This is a genomic window from uncultured Psychroserpens sp. (genome assembly GCF_947494225.1).
Classification (GTDB): domain Bacteria; phylum Bacteroidota; class Bacteroidia; order Flavobacteriales; family Flavobacteriaceae; genus Psychroserpens.
The window spans coordinates 124,161-143,720 of the sequence record NZ_CANLUG010000001.1 but is presented as its reverse complement, the minus strand read 5'-3'; the positions used below and the strand labels follow the sequence as shown (position 1 = coordinate 143,720).

General features: G+C 34.0%; 16 protein-coding genes and 1 tRNA gene. 10 read left to right on the top strand and 7 right to left on the bottom strand.

All coding sequences use genetic code 11. The features are described 5' to 3' along the window. Nucleotides 1–37: 37 nt before the first annotated feature. Genes Q0893_RS00570 through Q0893_RS00555 form a run of 4 tightly spaced genes read right to left on the bottom strand, consistent with a single transcriptional unit; the run spans nt 38 to nt 6,820 of the window. Nucleotides 38–3,580 (bottom strand): efflux RND transporter permease subunit, encoded by a 3,543-nt coding sequence (locus Q0893_RS00570; RefSeq protein ID WP_299271841.1) that lies wholly within the window; start codon nt 3,578–3,580, stop codon nt 38–40. Between the two features lie 13 nt (nt 3,581–3,593). Further along, the gene (locus Q0893_RS00565) at nt 3,594–4,784 is read right to left on the bottom strand and encodes an efflux RND transporter periplasmic adaptor subunit (RefSeq protein WP_298901494.1); all 1,191 of its coding nucleotides are present in this window, start codon (nt 4,782–4,784) and stop codon (nt 3,594–3,596) included. 12 nt (nt 4,785–4,796) lie between these two features. Further along, nucleotides 4,797–6,209, bottom strand: a complete 1,413-nt coding sequence (locus Q0893_RS00560) for a TolC family protein (protein ID WP_299271839.1) — start codon at nt 6,207–6,209, stop codon at nt 4,797–4,799. A 5-nt stretch (nt 6,210–6,214) separates the two neighbouring features. Beyond that, nucleotides 6,215–6,820, bottom strand: coding sequence for a TetR/AcrR family transcriptional regulator (locus tag Q0893_RS00555; protein WP_298901496.1), 606 nt, complete (start codon nt 6,818–6,820; stop codon nt 6,215–6,217). 123 nt (nt 6,821–6,943) lie between these two features. Here Q0893_RS00555 and Q0893_RS00550 point away from each other — a divergent pair, with 123 nt between their 5' ends. After that, nucleotides 6,944–7,918, top strand: a complete 975-nt coding sequence (locus tag Q0893_RS00550) for a polyprenyl synthetase family protein (protein WP_299271836.1) — start codon at nt 6,944–6,946, stop codon at nt 7,916–7,918. Then, the gene (locus Q0893_RS00545) at nt 7,918–8,268 is read left to right on the top strand and encodes a hypothetical protein (protein ID WP_298901498.1); all 351 of its coding nucleotides are present in this window, start codon (nt 7,918–7,920) and stop codon (nt 8,266–8,268) included. The genes Q0893_RS00550 and Q0893_RS00545 overlap by 1 nt, the downstream gene beginning before the upstream one ends. Here the strand turns inward: Q0893_RS00545 and Q0893_RS00540 are convergent. Next, nucleotides 8,265–8,798, bottom strand: a complete 534-nt coding sequence (locus tag Q0893_RS00540) for an alpha-ketoglutarate decarboxylase (RefSeq protein ID WP_299271834.1) — start codon at nt 8,796–8,798, stop codon at nt 8,265–8,267. The two genes, Q0893_RS00545 and Q0893_RS00540, sit on opposite strands and share 4 nt — an antisense overlap. A gap of 115 nt (nt 8,799–8,913) precedes the next feature. Between Q0893_RS00540 and Q0893_RS00535 the strand changes: the two genes are divergently transcribed. The 3 genes from Q0893_RS00535 to odhB are packed head-to-tail and all read left to right on the top strand — an operon-like array spanning nt 8,914 to nt 13,885. After that, nucleotides 8,914–11,670 (top strand): 2-oxoglutarate dehydrogenase E1 component, encoded by a 2,757-nt coding sequence (locus Q0893_RS00535; protein WP_298901500.1) that lies wholly within the window; start codon nt 8,914–8,916, stop codon nt 11,668–11,670. Then, nucleotides 11,671–12,636 carry a peptidoglycan DD-metalloendopeptidase family protein gene (locus tag Q0893_RS00530; RefSeq protein ID WP_299271831.1) on the top strand — a complete coding sequence of 322 codons (966 nt, stop codon included), beginning with the start codon at nt 11,671–11,673 and terminating at the stop codon, nt 12,634–12,636. 34 nt (nt 12,637–12,670) lie between these two features. Beyond that, a complete protein-coding gene (odhB, locus tag Q0893_RS00525) occupies nt 12,671–13,885 on the top strand; it encodes a 2-oxoglutarate dehydrogenase complex dihydrolipoyllysine-residue succinyltransferase (RefSeq protein WP_298901502.1) in 1,215 nt (404 codons plus the stop codon). Nucleotides 13,886–14,720: 835 nt separating this feature from the next. Here the strand turns inward: odhB and Q0893_RS00520 are convergent. Together Q0893_RS00520 and Q0893_RS00515 are read right to left on the bottom strand one after the other, a co-directional pair. Continuing rightward, complete coding sequence (locus Q0893_RS00520) at nt 14,721–15,356, bottom strand: response regulator transcription factor (protein WP_298901503.1); 636 nt, start codon at nt 15,354–15,356, stop codon at nt 14,721–14,723. A 65-nt stretch (nt 15,357–15,421) separates the two neighbouring features. Beyond that, nucleotides 15,422–15,862, bottom strand: coding sequence for a retropepsin-like aspartic protease (locus Q0893_RS00515; protein ID WP_298901504.1), 441 nt, complete (start codon nt 15,860–15,862; stop codon nt 15,422–15,424). Between the two features lie 76 nt (nt 15,863–15,938). Here Q0893_RS00515 and Q0893_RS00510 point away from each other — a divergent pair, with 76 nt between their 5' ends. The 5 genes from Q0893_RS00510 to Q0893_RS00490 all read left to right on the top strand — a co-directional run bounded on the left by Q0893_RS00510 (nt 15,939) and on the right by Q0893_RS00490 (nt 19,554). Next, nucleotides 15,939–16,706, top strand: a complete 768-nt coding sequence (locus Q0893_RS00510; RefSeq protein ID WP_298901505.1) for a TatD family hydrolase — start codon at nt 15,939–15,941, stop codon at nt 16,704–16,706. Nucleotides 16,707–16,709: 3 nt separating this feature from the next. Beyond that, nucleotides 16,710–17,741 carry an asparaginase gene (locus tag Q0893_RS00505; protein WP_299271827.1) on the top strand — a complete coding sequence of 344 codons (1,032 nt, stop codon included), beginning with the start codon at nt 16,710–16,712 and terminating at the stop codon, nt 17,739–17,741. Nucleotides 17,742–17,798: 57 nt separating this feature from the next. Continuing rightward, a tRNA-Ser gene (locus Q0893_RS00500) sits at nt 17,799–17,886 on the top strand. Nucleotides 17,887–18,303: 417 nt separating this feature from the next. Continuing rightward, complete coding sequence (locus tag Q0893_RS00495) at nt 18,304–19,083, top strand: MotA/TolQ/ExbB proton channel family protein (RefSeq protein ID WP_298904335.1); 780 nt, start codon at nt 18,304–18,306, stop codon at nt 19,081–19,083. A 27-nt stretch (nt 19,084–19,110) separates the two neighbouring features. Further along, complete coding sequence (locus Q0893_RS00490; RefSeq protein WP_298904337.1) at nt 19,111–19,554, top strand: hypothetical protein; 444 nt, start codon at nt 19,111–19,113, stop codon at nt 19,552–19,554. The last annotated feature ends 6 nt before the right edge of the window (nt 19,555–19,560 follow it).

The window sequence follows — 19,560 nt, the reverse complement described above, 5'->3', positions numbered from 1 at the left end:
TTTATTGTACATTGACACATAGGTCGAATGTATATTGTTAGACTTGCCCTTCAAGTCTTTTATCCATATTAAATGTTTCTGATTCTATAATATCAGTTTCTTCTACAGGGCTTACGCCTTTCATCCACATTTTTAATCTTGTCACTAAATAAAATAAAATAGGAACCACAATAAGTGTTAAGAAGGTCGCTATAAATAATCCATATATTACGGTCCATGCTAGAGGTCCCCAAAATATGACGTTATCACCACCAACATAGATGTTAGGGTTAAACTCACTAAATAGTGTAAAGAAATTAATATTTAAACCCGTAGCTAGTGGTATTAATCCTAAAATCGTAGTAATGGCTGTTAATAGCACTGGACGTAAACGTGCCTTTCCTCCTTTAACAATAGCATCTAATAAATCGTCTTTCGCCAAATAATCATCGTCATCTAATTTTCGTTTGATCTTTTTTCTATCTACTAATAACTGGGTATAATCTAATAGTACTACACCATTATTTACAACAATACCTGCGAGAGATATGATTCCCATCATGGTCATCATAATAACAAAGGCTTTACCAGTAATAATTAATCCGCCAAATACACCTATAAGACTCAAGAAAATCGCCAGCATAATAATACCCGGTTTCGATACAGAGTTAAACTGAAATATGAGCAAAAAGAAGATAAGACCAAGACCGATAAAAAAGGCCGACATTAGAAACGCCATTTGCTTATTCTGCTCTTCTATTTGACCAGTGTAATCAATTTTAACATCATCAGGCTTGTCAACAAAAGAGGTCATCTCATTTTGAATTTTGGCTACAATAGCACCTGCATCAGTATAACCAGCTGCCAAAGCAGAATAAACCGTCACGACGCGTTTCACATCTTTGTGTTTTATGGCGCTAAACCCAGAAGAATTACTTTGGCTTGCTACAGCAGATACAGGGACTTCCTTAATTTGACCTGAAGCCATGTCTCTAAACGTAATTTTCTGATTGAAAATAGCACTTTTGTTATAGCGGTTTTCCTCATTAAAGCGCACATAAATATCGTAGTCATCACCATCTTCCTTATAGATCCCTGCCTTAGCTCCAAAAATCGCGTTACGCAGTTGCTGTCCTACTTGCCCCGATGTAATACCAAGCTCCCCTGCTTTTTTACGATCTACATTAACCTGCATAGATGGCTTAGATCTATTAACATCAATTTTTAATTCCTCAATACCTTGAATATTTTTAGTATTGATAAAGTCTTTCATTTTTTCGGCAGTAGCTATAAGTTCTTCATAATCCTTACCTTCTAACTCAATATTAATTGGATATCCAGCAGGTGGACCAACAGCATCTTTCTCTACTGAAATGGCTACTCCAGGATATATACCATCTAAATCATCTTGAACTTTTTTCAATAGGTCATTACTATCGGCGCCTTCTCTGTATTTGTACTCACGCATAGTAGCAGTGATCTTACCGCGATGAGGCATTTCGGCCGCAGATCCTCCATCTGTTTGTGGATTTCCTGCACCTTCACCAACTTGAGATACGGCACTTTCGGTTAAGAAATTATAACCACCATGCAAATAAGAATCTTCATTGATGATATTGTAAACGCGTTGTTCAATATCATTGGTGATGGCATTGGTTTTTTTAATGTCTGTTCCTTCAGGATATTCTATATAAACAATAATTTGGTTTGGTGTATTGTCTGGAAAGAACTCCACCTTAGTACGTTGGCTAACTACAGAAGCACCAAAACTTCCAAAAGCAATGAATAATAGCACAACAGTTCCGATAGTGATAAAAATTGGACGTTTTCTGCCTAAGGCTCCGCGTAATATTTTTTCATAAAAACGTTCCCATTTTGGAAGTGTTCTAGACTGGAAATTATTTGCCCATTTCCTAAGAAATAAACGATAAGCCCATAACATGATTGAAGTAAATACCATAACAGTTCCTAGTCCGCGATAAGCACCTCCAAACACAATAATTAATAAGCCTATTACAGCTAGAATTAACGACACTTTAATAATTTGTTTTATAGGCATTTCTTTGTCTTCAATGGTCATATACCTTGATACTAATACCGAATTAAAGAAAATAGCAACAAATAATGATGATCCTAAAACAACAGAGAGGGTTATGGGGAAATATTGCATAAACTGTCCCATAACACCAGGCCAAAGTCCTAATGGTACAAAAGCGGCAACCGTCGTTAACGTAGAGATGATAATTGGGAATGCAATTTCACCAATACCTTTTTTGGCAGCTTCTATTCGGCTCATGCCTTCTTTCTCCATTAGACGATAGACATTTTCTACAACCACAATTCCATTATCTACTAACATTCCTAGTCCCATGATTAATCCAAATAAGATCATAGTGTTCATGGTATATCCCATGAGATTTAAAATCATTAAGGACATGAACATGGACATAGGGATGGCGAACCCAACAAATAATGCATTCTTAAACCCTAAAAAGAACATTAAAACCGTGACCACTAGAATGATTCCGAATATGATATTGTTTACCAAATCATCTACTTGACCTATTGTTTTTTCAGATTGATCATTAGCAATCGTCACTTTTAAGTCTGGAGGAAAAACACTAGTAATAGCATCGTCTACCATCACTTGAATTTTTTCGGCAGCATCAACCATGTTTTTTCCAGCACGTTTTTTTACATCAAGCATTACTACTGGGTCACCAAATTCTCTGGCGTAGGTCGTTTTATCTTCATCTTTAAAAGTAACTTTAGCAATGTCTTTAAGATAAATAGGGTTGTTTCGTTCGCTTTTAACAACAAAGTCTTCTAGCTCTTTTGGATCTTCAATTTCTCCTAAAATTCTAATCGTACGACGTTGTCCGCTTGAAATTAAATTACCTGCAGACATGGTCATATTCTCATTGCTAATCGTATTGATAATATCATTAAAACTAACTTGAGCGGCCATCATTTTATAAATGTCTACGGCAACTTCAACTTCTTTATCTTGAGCACCTCTAATATCAACTTGTTTGATTTCTTGCAAACTTTCAATTTCATCTTCAAGATATTCGCCAAATGATTTAAGAACATCTACGGGATAGTCTCCAGATATATTAATGTTGAGAATTGGAATTTCCTCAGACATACTCAAATCAAATACATTAGGCTCTACCTTGGCACCATTAAAGGTTGGCCAATCTTCACTCGCCGTTTCTGAATCTACCTCGTCTTTTACTTTTTGCTTAGCAGCTTCTACCGAAATATTTTCATCAAATTCAACGATAACAATAGAGTAATCTTCTTGGGATGTTGAGGTGATTTCAACAACATTACTCACCGTTTTTAGTTGATCTTCAATAGGATCTGTAATTAATTTTTCGATGTCTTCTGCTGTGTTTCCTGGATAGACAGAACTAATATAAATTTTCGTTTCTTTAATCTCTGGGAAATTCTCACGAGGCATACTAAAGTAAGCACCTGTTCCTAATATTAGGATAAGCGTAATTAGAACATACATCGTGGTTTTGTTGTTAATGGCCCACGAGGATAGTATAAATTCCTTATCTACTTTTTTCTTCTTTTTGTCTTTTTTGCTCATTAGTTTCTAAGCTTTAGTCGTTAGTAGAATCATTGGTTTCTAGGTTAAGAATCTTAACTTCTTGACCATCCTTTACGCTTCTTGCACCTTCTTGAATAATTTCATCTGAATTGGATAATCCAGAAAGTACCTCTATATAATCACCTTGTGTTTTACCTGTTTCAATAATAGCACGTTTGGCAGTGGCTTTGTTTCCAGACTTATCGGTAATGGTATATACATATTGTTGTCCTTCGGCATTTTCAGAAATAATGCTCAATGGAATTAATATCGCCTTCTCATTCGTGTAATCGTTAATTTTTAGTTTTGCTGTAAGATTAGGTTTGATGTTTTTGTCTTTGTTTGGAATCGACACTTCGACTTTAAACGTTCGATTAGCAGGATTGATAAAACTTCCTGCCTGACGTACTTTTGCTTCCATACTAATTCCAAGAACTGGAAACTCAACTTCAACTGTTTTGCCTTCAGTAACATTGGTAATGTAACTTTCTGGAACATCAGTTTCTATATACATATTATCTAAATTCACTATTCTAAATAATTGCGATTGTCCAGGAGCAACAACACTACCTTGTTCAGTAATAACGTCATCAATAGTTCCTGAAAAAGGGGCTTTAACCACTGTTCTTGCTACCTGTTGCTGTAATTGATTAACAGCCTTTTGCTGTGCTTCATAGTTGGACTTTGCCTGAAGAAATTGAATTTCACTACCTATGTTTTGATCCCAAAGACGCTTTTGCCTTTCGAAAGTTGTTTTGGCTAAGTCTGTCTGAATTTGTAATTGAGCAACTTGCTGACTTAACCCACCATCGTCAATTTTTGCTAGTGTTTGCCCTTTAGATACATTTTGACCTTCTTTTACAAATACATTAGTCATCACACCAGAGTACTCAGGATAAATAACTAAGTTTTTCTTCGTATCTACATTTCCTTGTAATTCTACGTAATGTTCAAAAACACTTTCTTTAGCTGGAAATGTGGTAATTAAAGGAATTTTCTCTTGTGGATCTAGCTCTTTAATTTTAGAACTCAATTGCTTTAATTGTTCAGCCAGTGCTTGCTGCTCAGCATCTAATTCGGTTTTCTTTTTACGAATTTGCTCTAAGTCATTAGAAGCAATAATATCTTCTACACTTTGCGTATTATCGTTTCCGCAGGAAACTAAAACAAGAGCGATTAATGATAAAGTTATAATATGTTTCATTTGAAATGGTGTTTAATTGTTGATTGGTGAATTGAGTACAGTTTCTAATTCGGCTTTAGAATTAATAACATCAAGCATGGCTTGAAGTAATTCCTGTTGTGCCGCATACAATTGTGTTTGAGCTTGGCGTAGTTCGAAACTTGAACCAATACCTTCGAAAAACTTGGTTTGATTTTTACGTTCAATACGTTCTGCTAATGCAAGGTTTTGTTTTTTATTTTCATAATCTTCAATAGCAAATTCGTAATTACTTTTTGCCGATGCGATTTGAAGTTTAATTTTCTGCTCGGTTTCTTCAAGTTCGGTTTCAGCTTTTACGAGATTTATTTTAGCACGTTGGGTGGCAGCGCTACGTTTTCCAGAACTAAAAATTGGAATGTTAAGGCTTACGCCAACCAATGCTGATCCAAACCATTGCTGATTACTTTTTAGAAATGTGAAAGAATCGCTATTTCCATTATAGCCCCCAGTAAGAAACCCGCTAAGGTTTGGTAATGCCTTACTTTTTTCAAGTTTTACAAGGAGTTCTTTTGAGGTTTTATCATTAGCTGCAATCATGTAGTCTATAGTGTTTTGAACATTGTCGTCGGCACTCAATAGGTTTATTGATAGTTGATCTGAAGAAAGTGTTTCTAATGTATCTGTTAATAATGTACCATTATAAATGTCTAATCCGAGTGTAATATTTAGCATTTGTAGAGCTAAAGTTTTTAATCTATTGGTATTATTAAGATTACTTCTTACACCAGAAAGTGTAATTTGCAATTGCTCGACATTTTCTTCTTCTCCCAATCCATTTTCGTAGATTTTTTGAGTTTCGTAAAGGTTTTTTTCAAGCACAGCGATATTGCTCTCAAGGATGCTCACACTTTCTTGCGCGAGGAGAACATTACCATAAGCATTAATTACGGCTTTTCGTACTTCTAAATCTGTTTTGGTTTTAGCATTTTTTGAAATATCTAAAAACACTTTTGCAGATTGTAATCCAACTAAGTACGAACCATCAAAAATAAGCTGACTTAAAGTTGCCGATGCGTTAACTGTTTGTTTAGTACCAAATGTTACAGGAATAAAACCTTGAGGAGCTTCTGGTAATTCTTGAGTTTGAAGCGCATCTAAGTCGTAATAATCTTCCAGTTGTCTAATGCCTCCAATAGGATCAAAAGCTGCAGCAGGGAGTAAAGATACTTGTTGTTTTAAAAAATTCTGATAATCAACACTCGCATTAATTTGAGGTAACCCCGTTGCTGTTGTTTCCCATTTTTGTTGTTTGGCAGCCTCGATATCATTTTGAGCATTTTTAACTTGCCTATTATTTTCTAAAGCAAAATCTATGGCTTCTTGCAAACTAAAAGTTGTAGGGTCATTTTGAGCAAAGCCAAAACAAAAACTTAAGAGTATGAAAGTTAGTGAAACGTTCTTCATTCTATTTATGATTGATTTTTTGTTATAAATTGATTTAATATGGTTAATCCTTTATCAGTAACAATAGCTCTTAAGTGATATTCAAGATAACTTTCCATTAAGTATTCCATTGAAAATTTTTGATTAGGAAAAATAGCAGGATCTTTAATTCCTGTCATTCCATTAAAGTACATTCTAGAAATAAAATCAACATCGATAGTGTTTCTAAAAAGCCCTGTATTTACACCATCCTGCAAACTTTCTTGTACAGATTCGTGCATCTTCTCAAATTGTTTGAATTTTAAGGCACTATAGATTTGAGGATAATATTTTCTTAATTGATATTGAGGTGACGACTTTTCATTTTTTAAATGATGCATCACAAACATTTTTATATCATATAGCTCTTCAATAGGATTGTTTGAAGCATCGCAAATGTCATCTATGCCATCACAAATGGTCTCAAAAAGATGAAATGTAACGGTTTCTACAAGTTTAGTTTTATTGCTAAAGTGAACATAAATGGTTTTTTTTGATATCCCCATTTCATTGGCTATATCATCCATTGTTACGCTTTTAAACCCTAGATTAAGAAAGAGTTCTGTAGATTTTTGTATTATTTTTTCTCTCATAACGAGGTGCAAAGATACGTGAGGAAACTTTAAAAACAAAAAAAGTTTCCTAAGTTTTAATCTTTTTTTAACATTGCGTTAAAGTCTTGTGCTCGGTTTATTGATTTACATTATTTTTGCACAATGCAAAATATTCAATCCTATCACGAAGTATTTGTAAAGCACCTTGATGCTTTTGTAAGCTCAAAACAACCTGAAACACTTTACAATCCAATTAATTATATATTGCAACTTGGGGGTAAGCGTTTAAGGCCCATTTTGACCTTGATGACTGCCGAAATTTTCGAATGCGATTACAAAAAAGCATTAGATGCCGCACTAAGTATTGAAGTGTTTCATAATTTCTCATTGGTACATGATGATATAATGGATGATGCGCCGTTGCGCCGCGGGCAGGAGACGGTTCATGAGAAATGGGACATCAATACAGGGATTCTATCTGGTGATGCTATGCTTATTATGGCATATCAATTGTTCGAAAACTATGAGCCTCATGTGTTTCAAGAGCTGGCAAAACTATTTAGTAAAACAGCTATCGAGGTATGTGAGGGTCAGCAGTATGATGTCGATTTCGAAACGCGCGATGACGTGACCATTACAGAGTATTTGAAAATGATTGAATATAAAACAGCAGTTTTAGTTGGTGCGGGAATGAAAATGGGAGCTATTGTAGCAGAAGCATCTCATGAATGTCAGGACTCTATTTATGACTTTGGAAGAAATTTGGGGATTGCTTTTCAGTTACAAGATGATTACTTAGATGCTTTTGGAAACCCAGAAACCTTTGGTAAGCAGGTTGGAGGTGATATTATTGAAAATAAGAAAACATACTTGTATTTAAAGGCTTTAGAGTTTTCAAATGGTGAAGATCAGTTACAATTAGAACATTTATATAGTGTTAATCCATCAGATCCAAGTGAAAAAATTGCAACGATAAAACAACTATTTGTGTCAAGTGGCTCTGCAGAAGCCACAAAAAATGAGATAGAGAATTATACTAAAAAGGCGTTCTCGGTTTTAGATACTATTAAAATTTCCGAAGAGAATAAAGATAAACTTAGAGCCTTTGGAAATGACCTAATGAATAGAAACGTATAATGCAATTGCCTAATACTTTTGAGAACTTGGTTAGCGAAGCTAATGATCTAAGTCTCTATTCTAAACTGATACAGCAAGTTAATAAAGATTTTTTGCTGGCAAATATTGATCTTGATTTTGAAGAAACTATTTTGCCTTCAAGTTTAAAATATATGCTACACGATACGATTTACAAACTCATTCAGCAGAAATTTGCCGATTATCTAAACCTCTTGTATATCGTAGATGTTTCCGAAGAAAAAATAAAGCGGTTGGATGGCAGTGATACTTTAAAGTTATCTGAGCAGGTTACTTTTTTGGTGCTACAGCGTGAGTGGCAAAAAGTGTGGTATCGTCATAAGTTTTCTTAAAAGAAAACGCGCACAAAGGGTGCCCAAGGATCTGCATAAATGCTTTTGTCCCTGTCATAAAGTACGTCATATCTAATACCCAGTGTAATATTATTAGAGCGATAACCTACCCCTAAAAATAAGGCTGGATACCAATAATTTTGATCTTCAAACGCATTGTCGTCAAATGTTCGATTGACATTAAGTTCTTCAAATTCTCCCGATAGTTGAATTTCAGGAATTGGATTGTATAAGCTAATAACGCTAGCCCCAAAGATGGTTGAGTTGTAAGTGTTTTTTAGACTGTTATATGTGCCATTAAGACCTAGACCTAACGCAAAATCTGGGTTGAACTGGTAGATTGCACTAGGCGCAATAGTACCACTAAAAAAACCATCACCAAAACTTAAACCTAAACCACCTCCAAATCGAACATGTTCCCAAAAGTCATTAGGTTTGTCTTCCGTTTGAGAAAATGAGACTATTGAAAAGTTTAAAAATAGACTAAGAATAACAGCAGATTTCAAATTAAAAAGACACGAAAATTTCATAAACTAAAATTTGAGTTAAATATGGTTTATAAATATACCAAAAAGGTATCTATTTTTAGTAAATGTTGTATTTTTGACTAAATTTTGTTGAAGCGAAAACGACTTATACCAAATAATGGATAAATATTCCTTTTTAAACGCAGCACACACAGCATACTTTGCTGATTTATACGAACAATACCAAAAAAATCCTGATTCAGTTGAACCAAGTTGGAGAGCCTTTTTTCAAGGTTACGATTTTGGTAGTGAAAGTTATGGAATGGATGATGATTTAGTTGAAGGTGTTTCGACGCAAATTCCAGAACAGGTTCAAAAAGAATTTCAAGTTGTTAAATTAATTGATGGCTATAGAAGCCGTGGGCATTTATTTACCAGAACAAACCCTGTTCGTGCTCGACGAAAATATGCACCAACCCTTGAGATTGAAAATTTCGGTCTTTCACAACAAGATATGGATACAGTGTTTTCAGCAGGGGAAATATTGGGCATAGGAAAAACAACGTTGAGACAAATTGTTGATCACCTAGAAAAAATATATTGCGATTCTATTGGTGTTGAGTACATGTATATTAGAAAACCCGAAGAGATTCAATGGATTCAAAATAAACTTAACGTTAATGACAACCAACCGCGATTTTCTGAGGATCAGAAAAAGCATATTCTTAAAAAACTTAATGAAGCTGTGTCTTTTGAGAGTTTTTTACACACAAAATATGTTGGGCAGAAGCGATTTTCCTTGGAAGGAAATGAATCTTTAATTCCGGCTTTAGACGCTCTTATTGAAAATGCCTCAGAACATGGTGTTAAAGAATTTGTTATGGGAATGGCACATCGCGGTCGTTTAAGTACCTTAACTAATATCTTTGGTAAATCTGCAAAAGATATTTTTAGTGAGTTTGATGGAAAGGATTACGAACAGGAAGTTTTTGATGGAGATGTAAAATACCATTTAGGCTGGACAAGTAATCGTGTTACCGATAATGGAAAGCAAATTAGTTTAAATATAGCACCAAATCCATCACATTTAGAAACGGTAGGAGCGGTTGTTGAAGGCATAGTTAGAGCAAAGCAAGACCACAAGTATAGCGATAATCCATCTCAGGTATTACCAATTGTGGTTCATGGCGATGCTGCTATATCGGGACAAGGCCTAGTTTATGAAGTGGTTCAAATGGCGCAATTAGATGGCTATAAAACAAGTGGTACCATTCATATCGTAGTTAATAATCAAATTGGTTTTACTACAAATTACCTTGATGGTCGTTCTAGTACTTACTGTACAGATGTTGGGAAAGTTACCTTGTCACCTGTATTACATGTTAATGCAGATGATGCCGAAGCAGTAGTGCATGCAATGTTATTTGCTCTTCATTTCAGAATGAAATTTAAACGTGATGTTTTTATCGATTTGTTAGGTTATAGAAAATATGGGCACAATGAAGGAGATGAGCCACGTTTTACCCAACCCAAATTATATAAAGCGATTTCTAAACATAAAAATCCGAGAGATATCTATGCTGAAAAATTAATATCTGAAGGTGTTATTGATAAAGGTTATGTAGCTCAGTTAGAAAAAGACTATAAAGATAAACTAGAAGTAAAGCTAGAAGATTCTCGAAAAATAGATAAAACCGTGATTACACCATTCATGGAAAATGAATGGGTAGATTTTAATACTGTTGTTGAAGATAAAATGATTCAACCTGTAGATACGACTTACTCTAAAGATCGTCTAAAACACATCACCAAAGTCATCTCTAATTTGCCAGAAGACAAGAAATTTATTCGTAAAATAGAACGTTTGGTGCAGTCCAGACAAAAGATGTTTGACAACGATAAGTTAGATTGGGCTATGGCAGAACACCTAGCTTATGGAACGCTACTTGAAGAGGGGTATGACGTGCGTATTTCTGGTCAGGATGTTGAACGTGGAACCTTTTCACATAGGCATGCAGTTGTAAAGGTTGAAGATAGTGAGGAGGAGATTTTATTACTTAATCAAATTAGTGATACACAAGGTAAATTCTATATTTATAACTCATTACTCTCAGAATATGGTGTTGTAGGTTTCGATTATGGTTACGCTATGGCAAGTCCTAAAACACTAACTATTTGGGAAGCACAATTTGGAGATTTTAGTAATGGGGCTCAAATTATGTTAGATCAATACATATCGGGAGCTGAAGATAAATGGAAACTTCAGAATGGCTTAGTTATGCTTTTGCCTCATGGTTATGAAGGGCAAGGAGCTGAACATTCTTCGGGTAGAATGGAACGTTATTTACAACTATGTGCAAAAGACAATATGTTTGTAATGGATTGCACAACACCTGCAAATATGTATCATTTATTGCGTAAACAAATGAAAGCAGAGTTTAGAAAGCCCCTTATTGTGTTTACACCAAAAAGTTTATTACGCCATCCTTTGGTAGTATCTTCGGTAGAAGAGTTTGCAAATGGTAGTTTCCAAATGCTAATTGATGATACCTTAGTTAAAACTGAAGACGTAAAAACCTTAGTTTTTGTAACAGGAAAATTCTATTACGATTTATTAGAAGAACGAACTGAACTTAAAAGAAATGATGTTGCTCTAGTTAGAATTGAACAGTTATTCCCTTTACCAGAAAAACAAATTAGAGCAATCATTGATCAATATAAAAATGCTAAAGACATTGTATGGGCTCAGGAAGAACCTAGAAACATGGGAGCTTACAGTCACATGCTTATGCATTTGGATGAGGCAAAATCGTTTAGAGCGGCAACCCGAAGACCTTATGGAGCTCCGGCAGCAGGAAGTAGCGTGAGATCTAAAAAACGTCATCAAGAAGTGATTGATTTCGTATTTGATAGTACTAAAAACAATCAACGTTAAATGAAAAAAGTAGTTTTTGTATTAAGTGTATTATTTGCGTCGTATATGTCTTTCTCGCAAGAGCAAGAACATTATAATGTTGTAGCATCACAATTTAAAGACCTTTATAATGCTAATGACTATAAAGCTGTTTTTGAATTGTTTAATGAAGGCATGCAAAAGGCTTTACCGATTGATAATACAAAGGCTTTCATATCTAATATGAAATCTACTCTTGGAACTATTAAATCTGTTGAGTTTAATAGACTTAAAAATGATGCTGCCCATATCTATAAGATGACGTTTGATTCTGAATTAAGAGACATACTTTTCTATCTAGATGATTCGAATAAAATTGCAGGTTTATTGGTAACACCTCATAAACCAAATAACCTTCCCGTAATAGAACGCAATACAACGAAAATGATACTGCCATTTAAAGAAGAATGGTTTGTTTTTTGGGGAGGTACTAACGTTGGACAAAATTATCACGTTGCTTATGAGAATCAGCAATATGCTTATGACATATTAATAATGAAAGACGGTGTTTCGCATAAAGGAGATTCTAAAGTAAATGAGAATTACTATGTTTTCGGTAAAGATATTATTGCGCCTTGTGATGCTAAAGTAGTTGAGGTTATTACAGGGGTGAAAGATAATATTCCGGGAGAATTAAACCCCGAGCAATTAACAGGAAACACAGTAGTGTTGCAAACAGAAAATGAAGAATATTTGTTATTTGCACACTTAAAAGAGAAGTCCATTGTAGTTAAAGAAGGACAAATGGTTAAACAAGGAGATCTTATGGGGCAATGCGGAAATTCTGGTAATACAACTGAGGCTCATTTGCATTTAAGTCTACAGAATGTTGCGGACATGAATATTGCTACAGGAGGAAAGTTATTCTTTGACGATATTCTAGTAAATGGTGAGATCAAAAAGAATTACCTTCCAGTTAAGGGAGATCAAATAAAGAATAAAAACTAATACAATAAACGCTTAAAAATAAAATTATAGAACGATGATTTTAGAAATGAAAGTTCCTTCACCAGGAGAATCAATCACAGAAGTAGAAATTGCAGAATGGTTAGTTGCAGATGGTGACTATGTTGAGAAAGATCAAGCCATTGCAGAAGTAGACAGTGATAAAGCTACTCTAGAACTACCTGCTGAGGCTAGTGGAACAATTACACTTAAAGCCGAAGAAGGTGATGCTGTTGAGGTTGGAGCTGTAGTCTGCTTAATTGATACAAGTGCTACAAAGCCTGATGGAGATGACGCACCTACAAAAGAAGAGGTAAAAGAAGAAGCGCCAAAGAAAGAGTCACCAAAAGCGGTCGTAACTGAATCTAAAACTTATGCTACAGGAACAACAAGTCCTGCTGCCAAGAAAATATTAGATGAAAAAGGTATAGAAGCATCTTCTGTTCCTGGAACAGGAAAAGATGGACGTATAACAAAGGATGACGCTGTGAAGGCTGTTCCTTCAATGGGAACACCAACTGGAGGCAACCGAGGAACATCGCGTAGTAAAATGTCTATGTTGAGACGTAAGGTTGCTGAGCGTTTAGTAGAGGCTAAAAATACAACGGCTATGTTAACAACGTTCAATGAAGTTGACATGTCTCCAATTTTTGAATTGAGAAAACAATACAAAGAAGATTTTAAAGCAAAACATGGTGTAAGCCTTGGTTTTATGAGTTTCTTTACATTAGCGGTTGTTAGAGCTCTAAAACTGTATCCTGCAGTAAACTCAATGATTGACGGAAAAGAAATGTTGAGCTATGATTTTGTTGATATATCTATTGCTGTATCTGGTCCAAAAGGATTGATGGTACCTGTAATAAGAAATGCCGAAAATTTAAGTTTTAGAGGCGTTGAATCTGAAGTAAAACGTTTGGCTATAAGAGCTAGAGATGGTCAGATTACGGTAGATGAAATGACAGGTGGGACGTTTACTATATCTAATGGTGGTGTTTTTGGAAGTATGTTATCTACGCCAATTATTAACCCTCCTCAAAGTGGTATTTTAGGAATGCACAATATTGTTGAAAGACCTGTTGCTATTGATGGAAAAGTTGAGATTAGACCAATTATGTATGTAGCATTATCTTATGATCATAGAATTATTGATGGTAAAGAAAGTGTTGGGTTTTTAGTTGCTGTTAAAGAAGCATTAGAAAATCCAGTTGAATTACTAATGAACAACGACATTAAGAAAGCCTTAGAAATGTAGTTCGTTAATGTCGGTCGATATATAATATACAAAAAAGCGCAATTCAAGTTATGTATTGCGCTTTTTCTCCCTAATAAAATAACTAACTAATAACTAAAAAAAATTTACAAGGATATTTATTGATATAATTAAAATGGCACTAAATATTAAGCCCGCAATAAATATCTTGTTGGTTAGGCTTTGTTTGTTTTTCATCGTTTCCATTTTTATATCTTTTTAAATTATACTTTTCGATTTCAATAAAGCTCTGAGCTTATGAAGACACTCAGAGCCTTATATACCCTAATTAATTAATAGAGTTACTATAAAAAAATCCCTCTAATCTTAATAACTCTGACGTAAAATTCGCCATTAATTGAATACCAAACAATACGTAGTTCTACGTATATTTTGTGCTTTAAATGTTAAAATTTGGAGTTTAACAGATTTATGAATGCCTGGTCATATATTTCTATATAAAAAAGCTCTGGATTATAACAACCCAGAGCCTTTGTCCTTTCTTCCAAAAGGAAATTGATTAATAGCAATACAAATTAAGGTAATATATAAATGCAAAACAATACGTAGTTCTACGTATTTTATAAAAGAAAAAACTCTAAATCAAAAATGATTTAGAGTTTTCTAGTTAATTAAATTCTCCCTATAAGAAATAAATAGCTAGAACAAATATCAGGAATCTGCGAATTGGATGCAATAGGTATATTTACCTGTTTTTTAAAATAAAAAACTCTAAATCAAAAATGATTTAGAGTTTTAGTTAGTTTAATTCTCCCTATAAGAATTAATAGCTTACAACAAATATCAGCATTAAATCAATTAGAGTCAATACGTAGTTCTACGTATATTTAGATAGAAATTCTTCGTGTTCTTTTGCATATAAAACGATGCTGTTAGCATTAGATTCTAACTTTAATTTGGTTCTTATATTACTTTTATGCTTTTCAACTGTTCTGTCTGAAATAAACAAAACACTAGCAATCTCCTTTGCTGTTTTGTTTTCGGCGGTGAGCTTAAAGACTTTCATTTCAGAATCGGTCAAAGTTTTTAAAGCATCAGGAGTTTCTTTTATTTCAAGGTATTCAATTAATTCTGGACTGAAATATGATTTCTCTTCAAGTACAGATGTGATACAAGTTTCGATTTCAGCGATTGCAAACTCTTTAAGAATATATCCGTAAATCCCTAAAGATTTTGCTTTGTTATAAATATCCTGACTCTTTTCAAAAGTGATAATAATAATTTTGGTGTCTGAATTTAATGCTTTGCATTTCTCGGCAACTTCTAAACCTGTAAATATGGGCATTTGGATATCCAAAATTGCTATATCAGGTTGGTGTGCATTAATTAGAGTTAGGGCTTCTTTGCCATTTTTTGCGCTAGCAATAACATTAAACTGCTTCTCTAGAAGGAAGTCATTGAGACCTTTAAGAATTAATGGGTGATCGTCTGCTATAATTATTGACGTAGACATTGGGCTTTGGTGTGAGGGATTTATGTTTAAATATAACGAGTTTTGTTAATTTAAAGAAATAATTTTCACAATTTTAAATAGAGATATTTTTTGTCATAGTCTATAATGGCTTTTGACTTTTTTAATATATCAGCCCCTATAATCCCGTCAACAGGTTTAGAGTTATGAGTTGTTAGAGCGGTGTTAACATGAGAAAGATTGAACAAGATTAACGCTACTTTGTCTTTTTTCCAACGTCCGATTTTGAGTGTGTTTTTTTTAGATACCTGAGTTTGCATGTCAATAGCACCAGCTCCAGCCGCTTTAATTTTAGAATCTTTAGCGATTAGGTTAAAGGTTTCAATAGCCTCAAAGCCTACACAAGAGCTAGAAGCGCCAGTATCGAGAATAAATAGCCCTTTGATGCCATTTATTGATGCTTTAATTTCAAAATGGTTGGTCTTGGTTAATTTCAGTTTTACCTTAGTATATTCTTTGGCTAACAAATACTCCTGTAGCGTTTCCATAGCGTTAATTTTGAACAAAGATAATAGTATAGATATTATGAACAGACTTTATTATTAATTCGTTTATTTTTGCAGCATGATAATCACAGATACCCATACACATTTATATAGTGAATCTTTTGATGCTGATAGAAAAGAAATGATTGAACGTGCTATTTCCCAAAATATCACTCGTTTTTTTATTCCGGCTATTGATTCTAATTATACAGAAGCTATGTTGGCATTGGAGGCTGATTTTCCAGAACATACATTTTTAATGATGGGACTTCACCCAACCTCTGTAAAAGAAAATTATAAGGAAGAATTACAACATGTAGAAACCATGTTGGCAAAACGTCATTTTTATGCAATTGGTGAAATTGGAATTGATTTGTATTGGGATACATCTACATTGAAAATACAGCAAGAGGCGTTTAGGTATCAGATAAAATTGGCAAAACAATATGGCTTGCCTATTGTAATTCATTGTAGGAATGCCTTTGATGAAATTTTTGAAGTTTTGGAAGATGTTGCAGATGAAAAACTTTTTGGGATATTTCATTGCTTTACAGGAACTATAGAACAAGCTCGTAAGGCGATTTCTTATAACATGAAATTAGGAATAGGAGGTGTGGCTACTTTTAAAAATGGAAAGATTGATCAGTTTCTTAATAGTATTGATTTAGAGCACATTGTTTTAGAAACAGACTCACCTTATTTGGCACCAAAACCATATCGAGGAAAGCGAAACGAAAGTGCTTACATAATTAAGGTGTTAGAAAAATTGTCGGAAATATATTCAGTTTCCGAAGAAAAAATTGCCGACATTACAACCTCAAACTCTAAAGATATATTTGGAATATAAATCATGAGCGCAAACCATCCCAACATATTATTAGTCTATACTGGTGGAACTATTGGTATGATTAAAAATGCTGAAACAGGAGCATTAAAAGCCTTTGACTTTAAAAACCTTTTAAAAAACATTCCAGAGCTTAAGCTATTAGATTGCGATATTGAAACACTTTCGTTCAATGAACCTATAGACTCTAGTAATATGAGTCCAAAGTACTGGATTCAAATTGCCGAAATTATCGAGAGTCATTACGATAGATTTGATGGGTTTGTGGTCTTACACGGAAGTGATACGATGAGTTATTCGGCCTCAGCATTGAGTTTTATGTTTGAAAACTTAGCGAAACCAATTATTTTCACAGGCTCTCAATTACCCATTGGCGATTTACGAACTGATGCTAAAGAGAATTTGATTACATCTATACAAATGGCTTCATTACAAAAAAATGGGAAGCCTGTAATAAAAGAGGTAGGCTTGTATTTCGAATATAAATTATATCGCGGAAATAGAACGACAAAAATCAATGCCGAACATTTTGAAGCATTCGAATCTTTAAACTATCCTCATTTGGCAGAATCTGGAGTTCATTTAAAAGTTGAATATGATGATTTGTATAAACCCAATACAAGAAAAAAGTTGGTGGTTCATAAACAATTTGAAACAGACATTATATTAATTAAAATGTTTCCAGGTATTTCAGAAGCGATGTTAAAACCCCTATTTGAATGCGATGATGTTAAAGGAATTGTTATAGAAACATATGGTGCTGGTAATACGACAACTGAAATGTGGTTTTTGAATATGTTGAAAAAGACAACAAAAAGAGGTATTCCTATAGTTAATGTAACACAATGTTCGGGAGGTAGTGTTCTTATGGGGCAATATGAAACAAGTACTCAATTAAAATCTCTAGGAGTTATTTCAGGAAAGGATATTACTACTGAAGCTGCCCTGGCCAAGTTGATGTTTATGTTAGGAGAAAAGGTGTCTCCAAAGGCATTTAAAACTATTTTTGAAACCTCGCTTCGAGGTGAAATGTCTTAAAGTGTATTTCAAAGTTTTATAATTATAATTTGAGTTGTATGTTTGCTGCTCAAAATTAGAGAGGTGGCCGAGTGGTCGAAGGCGCACGCCTGGAAAGTGTGTATACTCCAAAAGGGTATCGAGGGTTCGAATCCCTTCCTCTCTGCGAATACATGAAAACACCTCAGTGAATTTGTCGAAGCTTGCTTCAGTAAATTCACTGAGGTGTTTTCATGAGCAAACGAAAGTTTGCCTATGCAATGTATTACCAGCATATCCAATTGGGATCAGCGCAGCTAATCCTTCAAGGTTGTCGAAGCTTGCTTCAGTAAATTTGTACGATAGTATTATAATTTCTTTATAAGAAAATGTAATAAAAGTGATGTTAAATGCGTTAATTTTATGAGATTTTTGATTCTTCAAACAACAAATCCAAAACATTTTATTTAAATTCGTCATTGTAAAGATTTCAAATTGAGTTAAACAACGTTAAACCTCACGACTCAATTGGGATTTTTATTTTTTAATTACAATTTTTTTATATCTTTAACACTTTAACTAATAAAAATTAAGAACAAGAACGATGAAAAGACTATTTTCTATCTTAGCCATAGCATGTATCATGGCTTTCGGTACTGTTAACGCAAGTACAAATGCTTACACAGTAGAAGCTGCAACTACAGCAGTTACCACTTCATTTCAAGACGAAACTCCAGCAGCAGCTGACGAAGAAAAATCTTTTACGCAAGAAGTAAAAGAACGTTTTATTGAAGGTGGTCCATTTTTTATGGGAATTGTATTGCTATGTTTAATTCTAGGATTAGCTATTGCTATTGAAAGAATTATCTATTTAAATCTTGCAACTACAAATTCGAAGAAATTAACTGCTAATGTTGAAGACGCTCTTAATTCGGGTGGAATTGAAGCAGCAAAAGAAGTTTGTAGAAACACAAAAGGTCCTGTTGCATCTATATTCTATCAAGGATTAGACAGAGCAGATGAAGATATTGATGCTGCTGAAAAAGCTGTTGTAGCTTATGGTGGTGTTCAAATGGGACAATTAGAAAAGAATGTATCTTGGATTTCATTATTTATCGCATTAGCACCAATGCTTGGTTTCATGGGAACTGTACTTGGTATGATTGATGCCTTTGATAAAATTGAAGCTGCAGGTGACATGAACCCTTCATTAGTAGCAGGTGGTATTAAAGTAGCCTTATTAACAACAGTATTTGGTCTGATTGTTGCTATTATATTACAAATCTTTTACAATTACATTATCTCGAAAATTGATAGCATCGTTAACGATATGGAAGATGCATCTATCTCACTAATGGATTTATTAGTAAGACATAAGAAATAAGAAACCAATTATTAAATCGAACATAATATGAATATTCAAAAAATAATCAAAATTGTTGCTTTAGTAATAGGTCTAATCGCAGTATTCTTCCTAGTAAGAATTATGATGTTAGGTGATGAAGCTATTGAAACAGTGCCAGATAACCAAGCTGTATTAGGTTGGTTTGCAAATTTGGCCTATGTAGTTTTAGGAATTGCGACAGTATCTGCAGTTGTATTTAGTTTAGTAAACTTAGTAAGTAGTCCAGATAAACTTAAAAAATCTTTAATCTCTGTAGGCGTTTTTGTAGCTGTTTTGGCAGTTGCATGGTTTGCGTCATCTGGAGTTGAAAGAGCATTGGACGACGGTAAAATATTAACTGCTGGTGAATCTCAAATGATTGAAGCAGGAATCAAGGCATTTTATATTTTAATTCTATTAGCAGCAGGCTTAATGTTGTTCTTTGGAGTTAAAAAGATGCTAAGTAAATAAAACAAA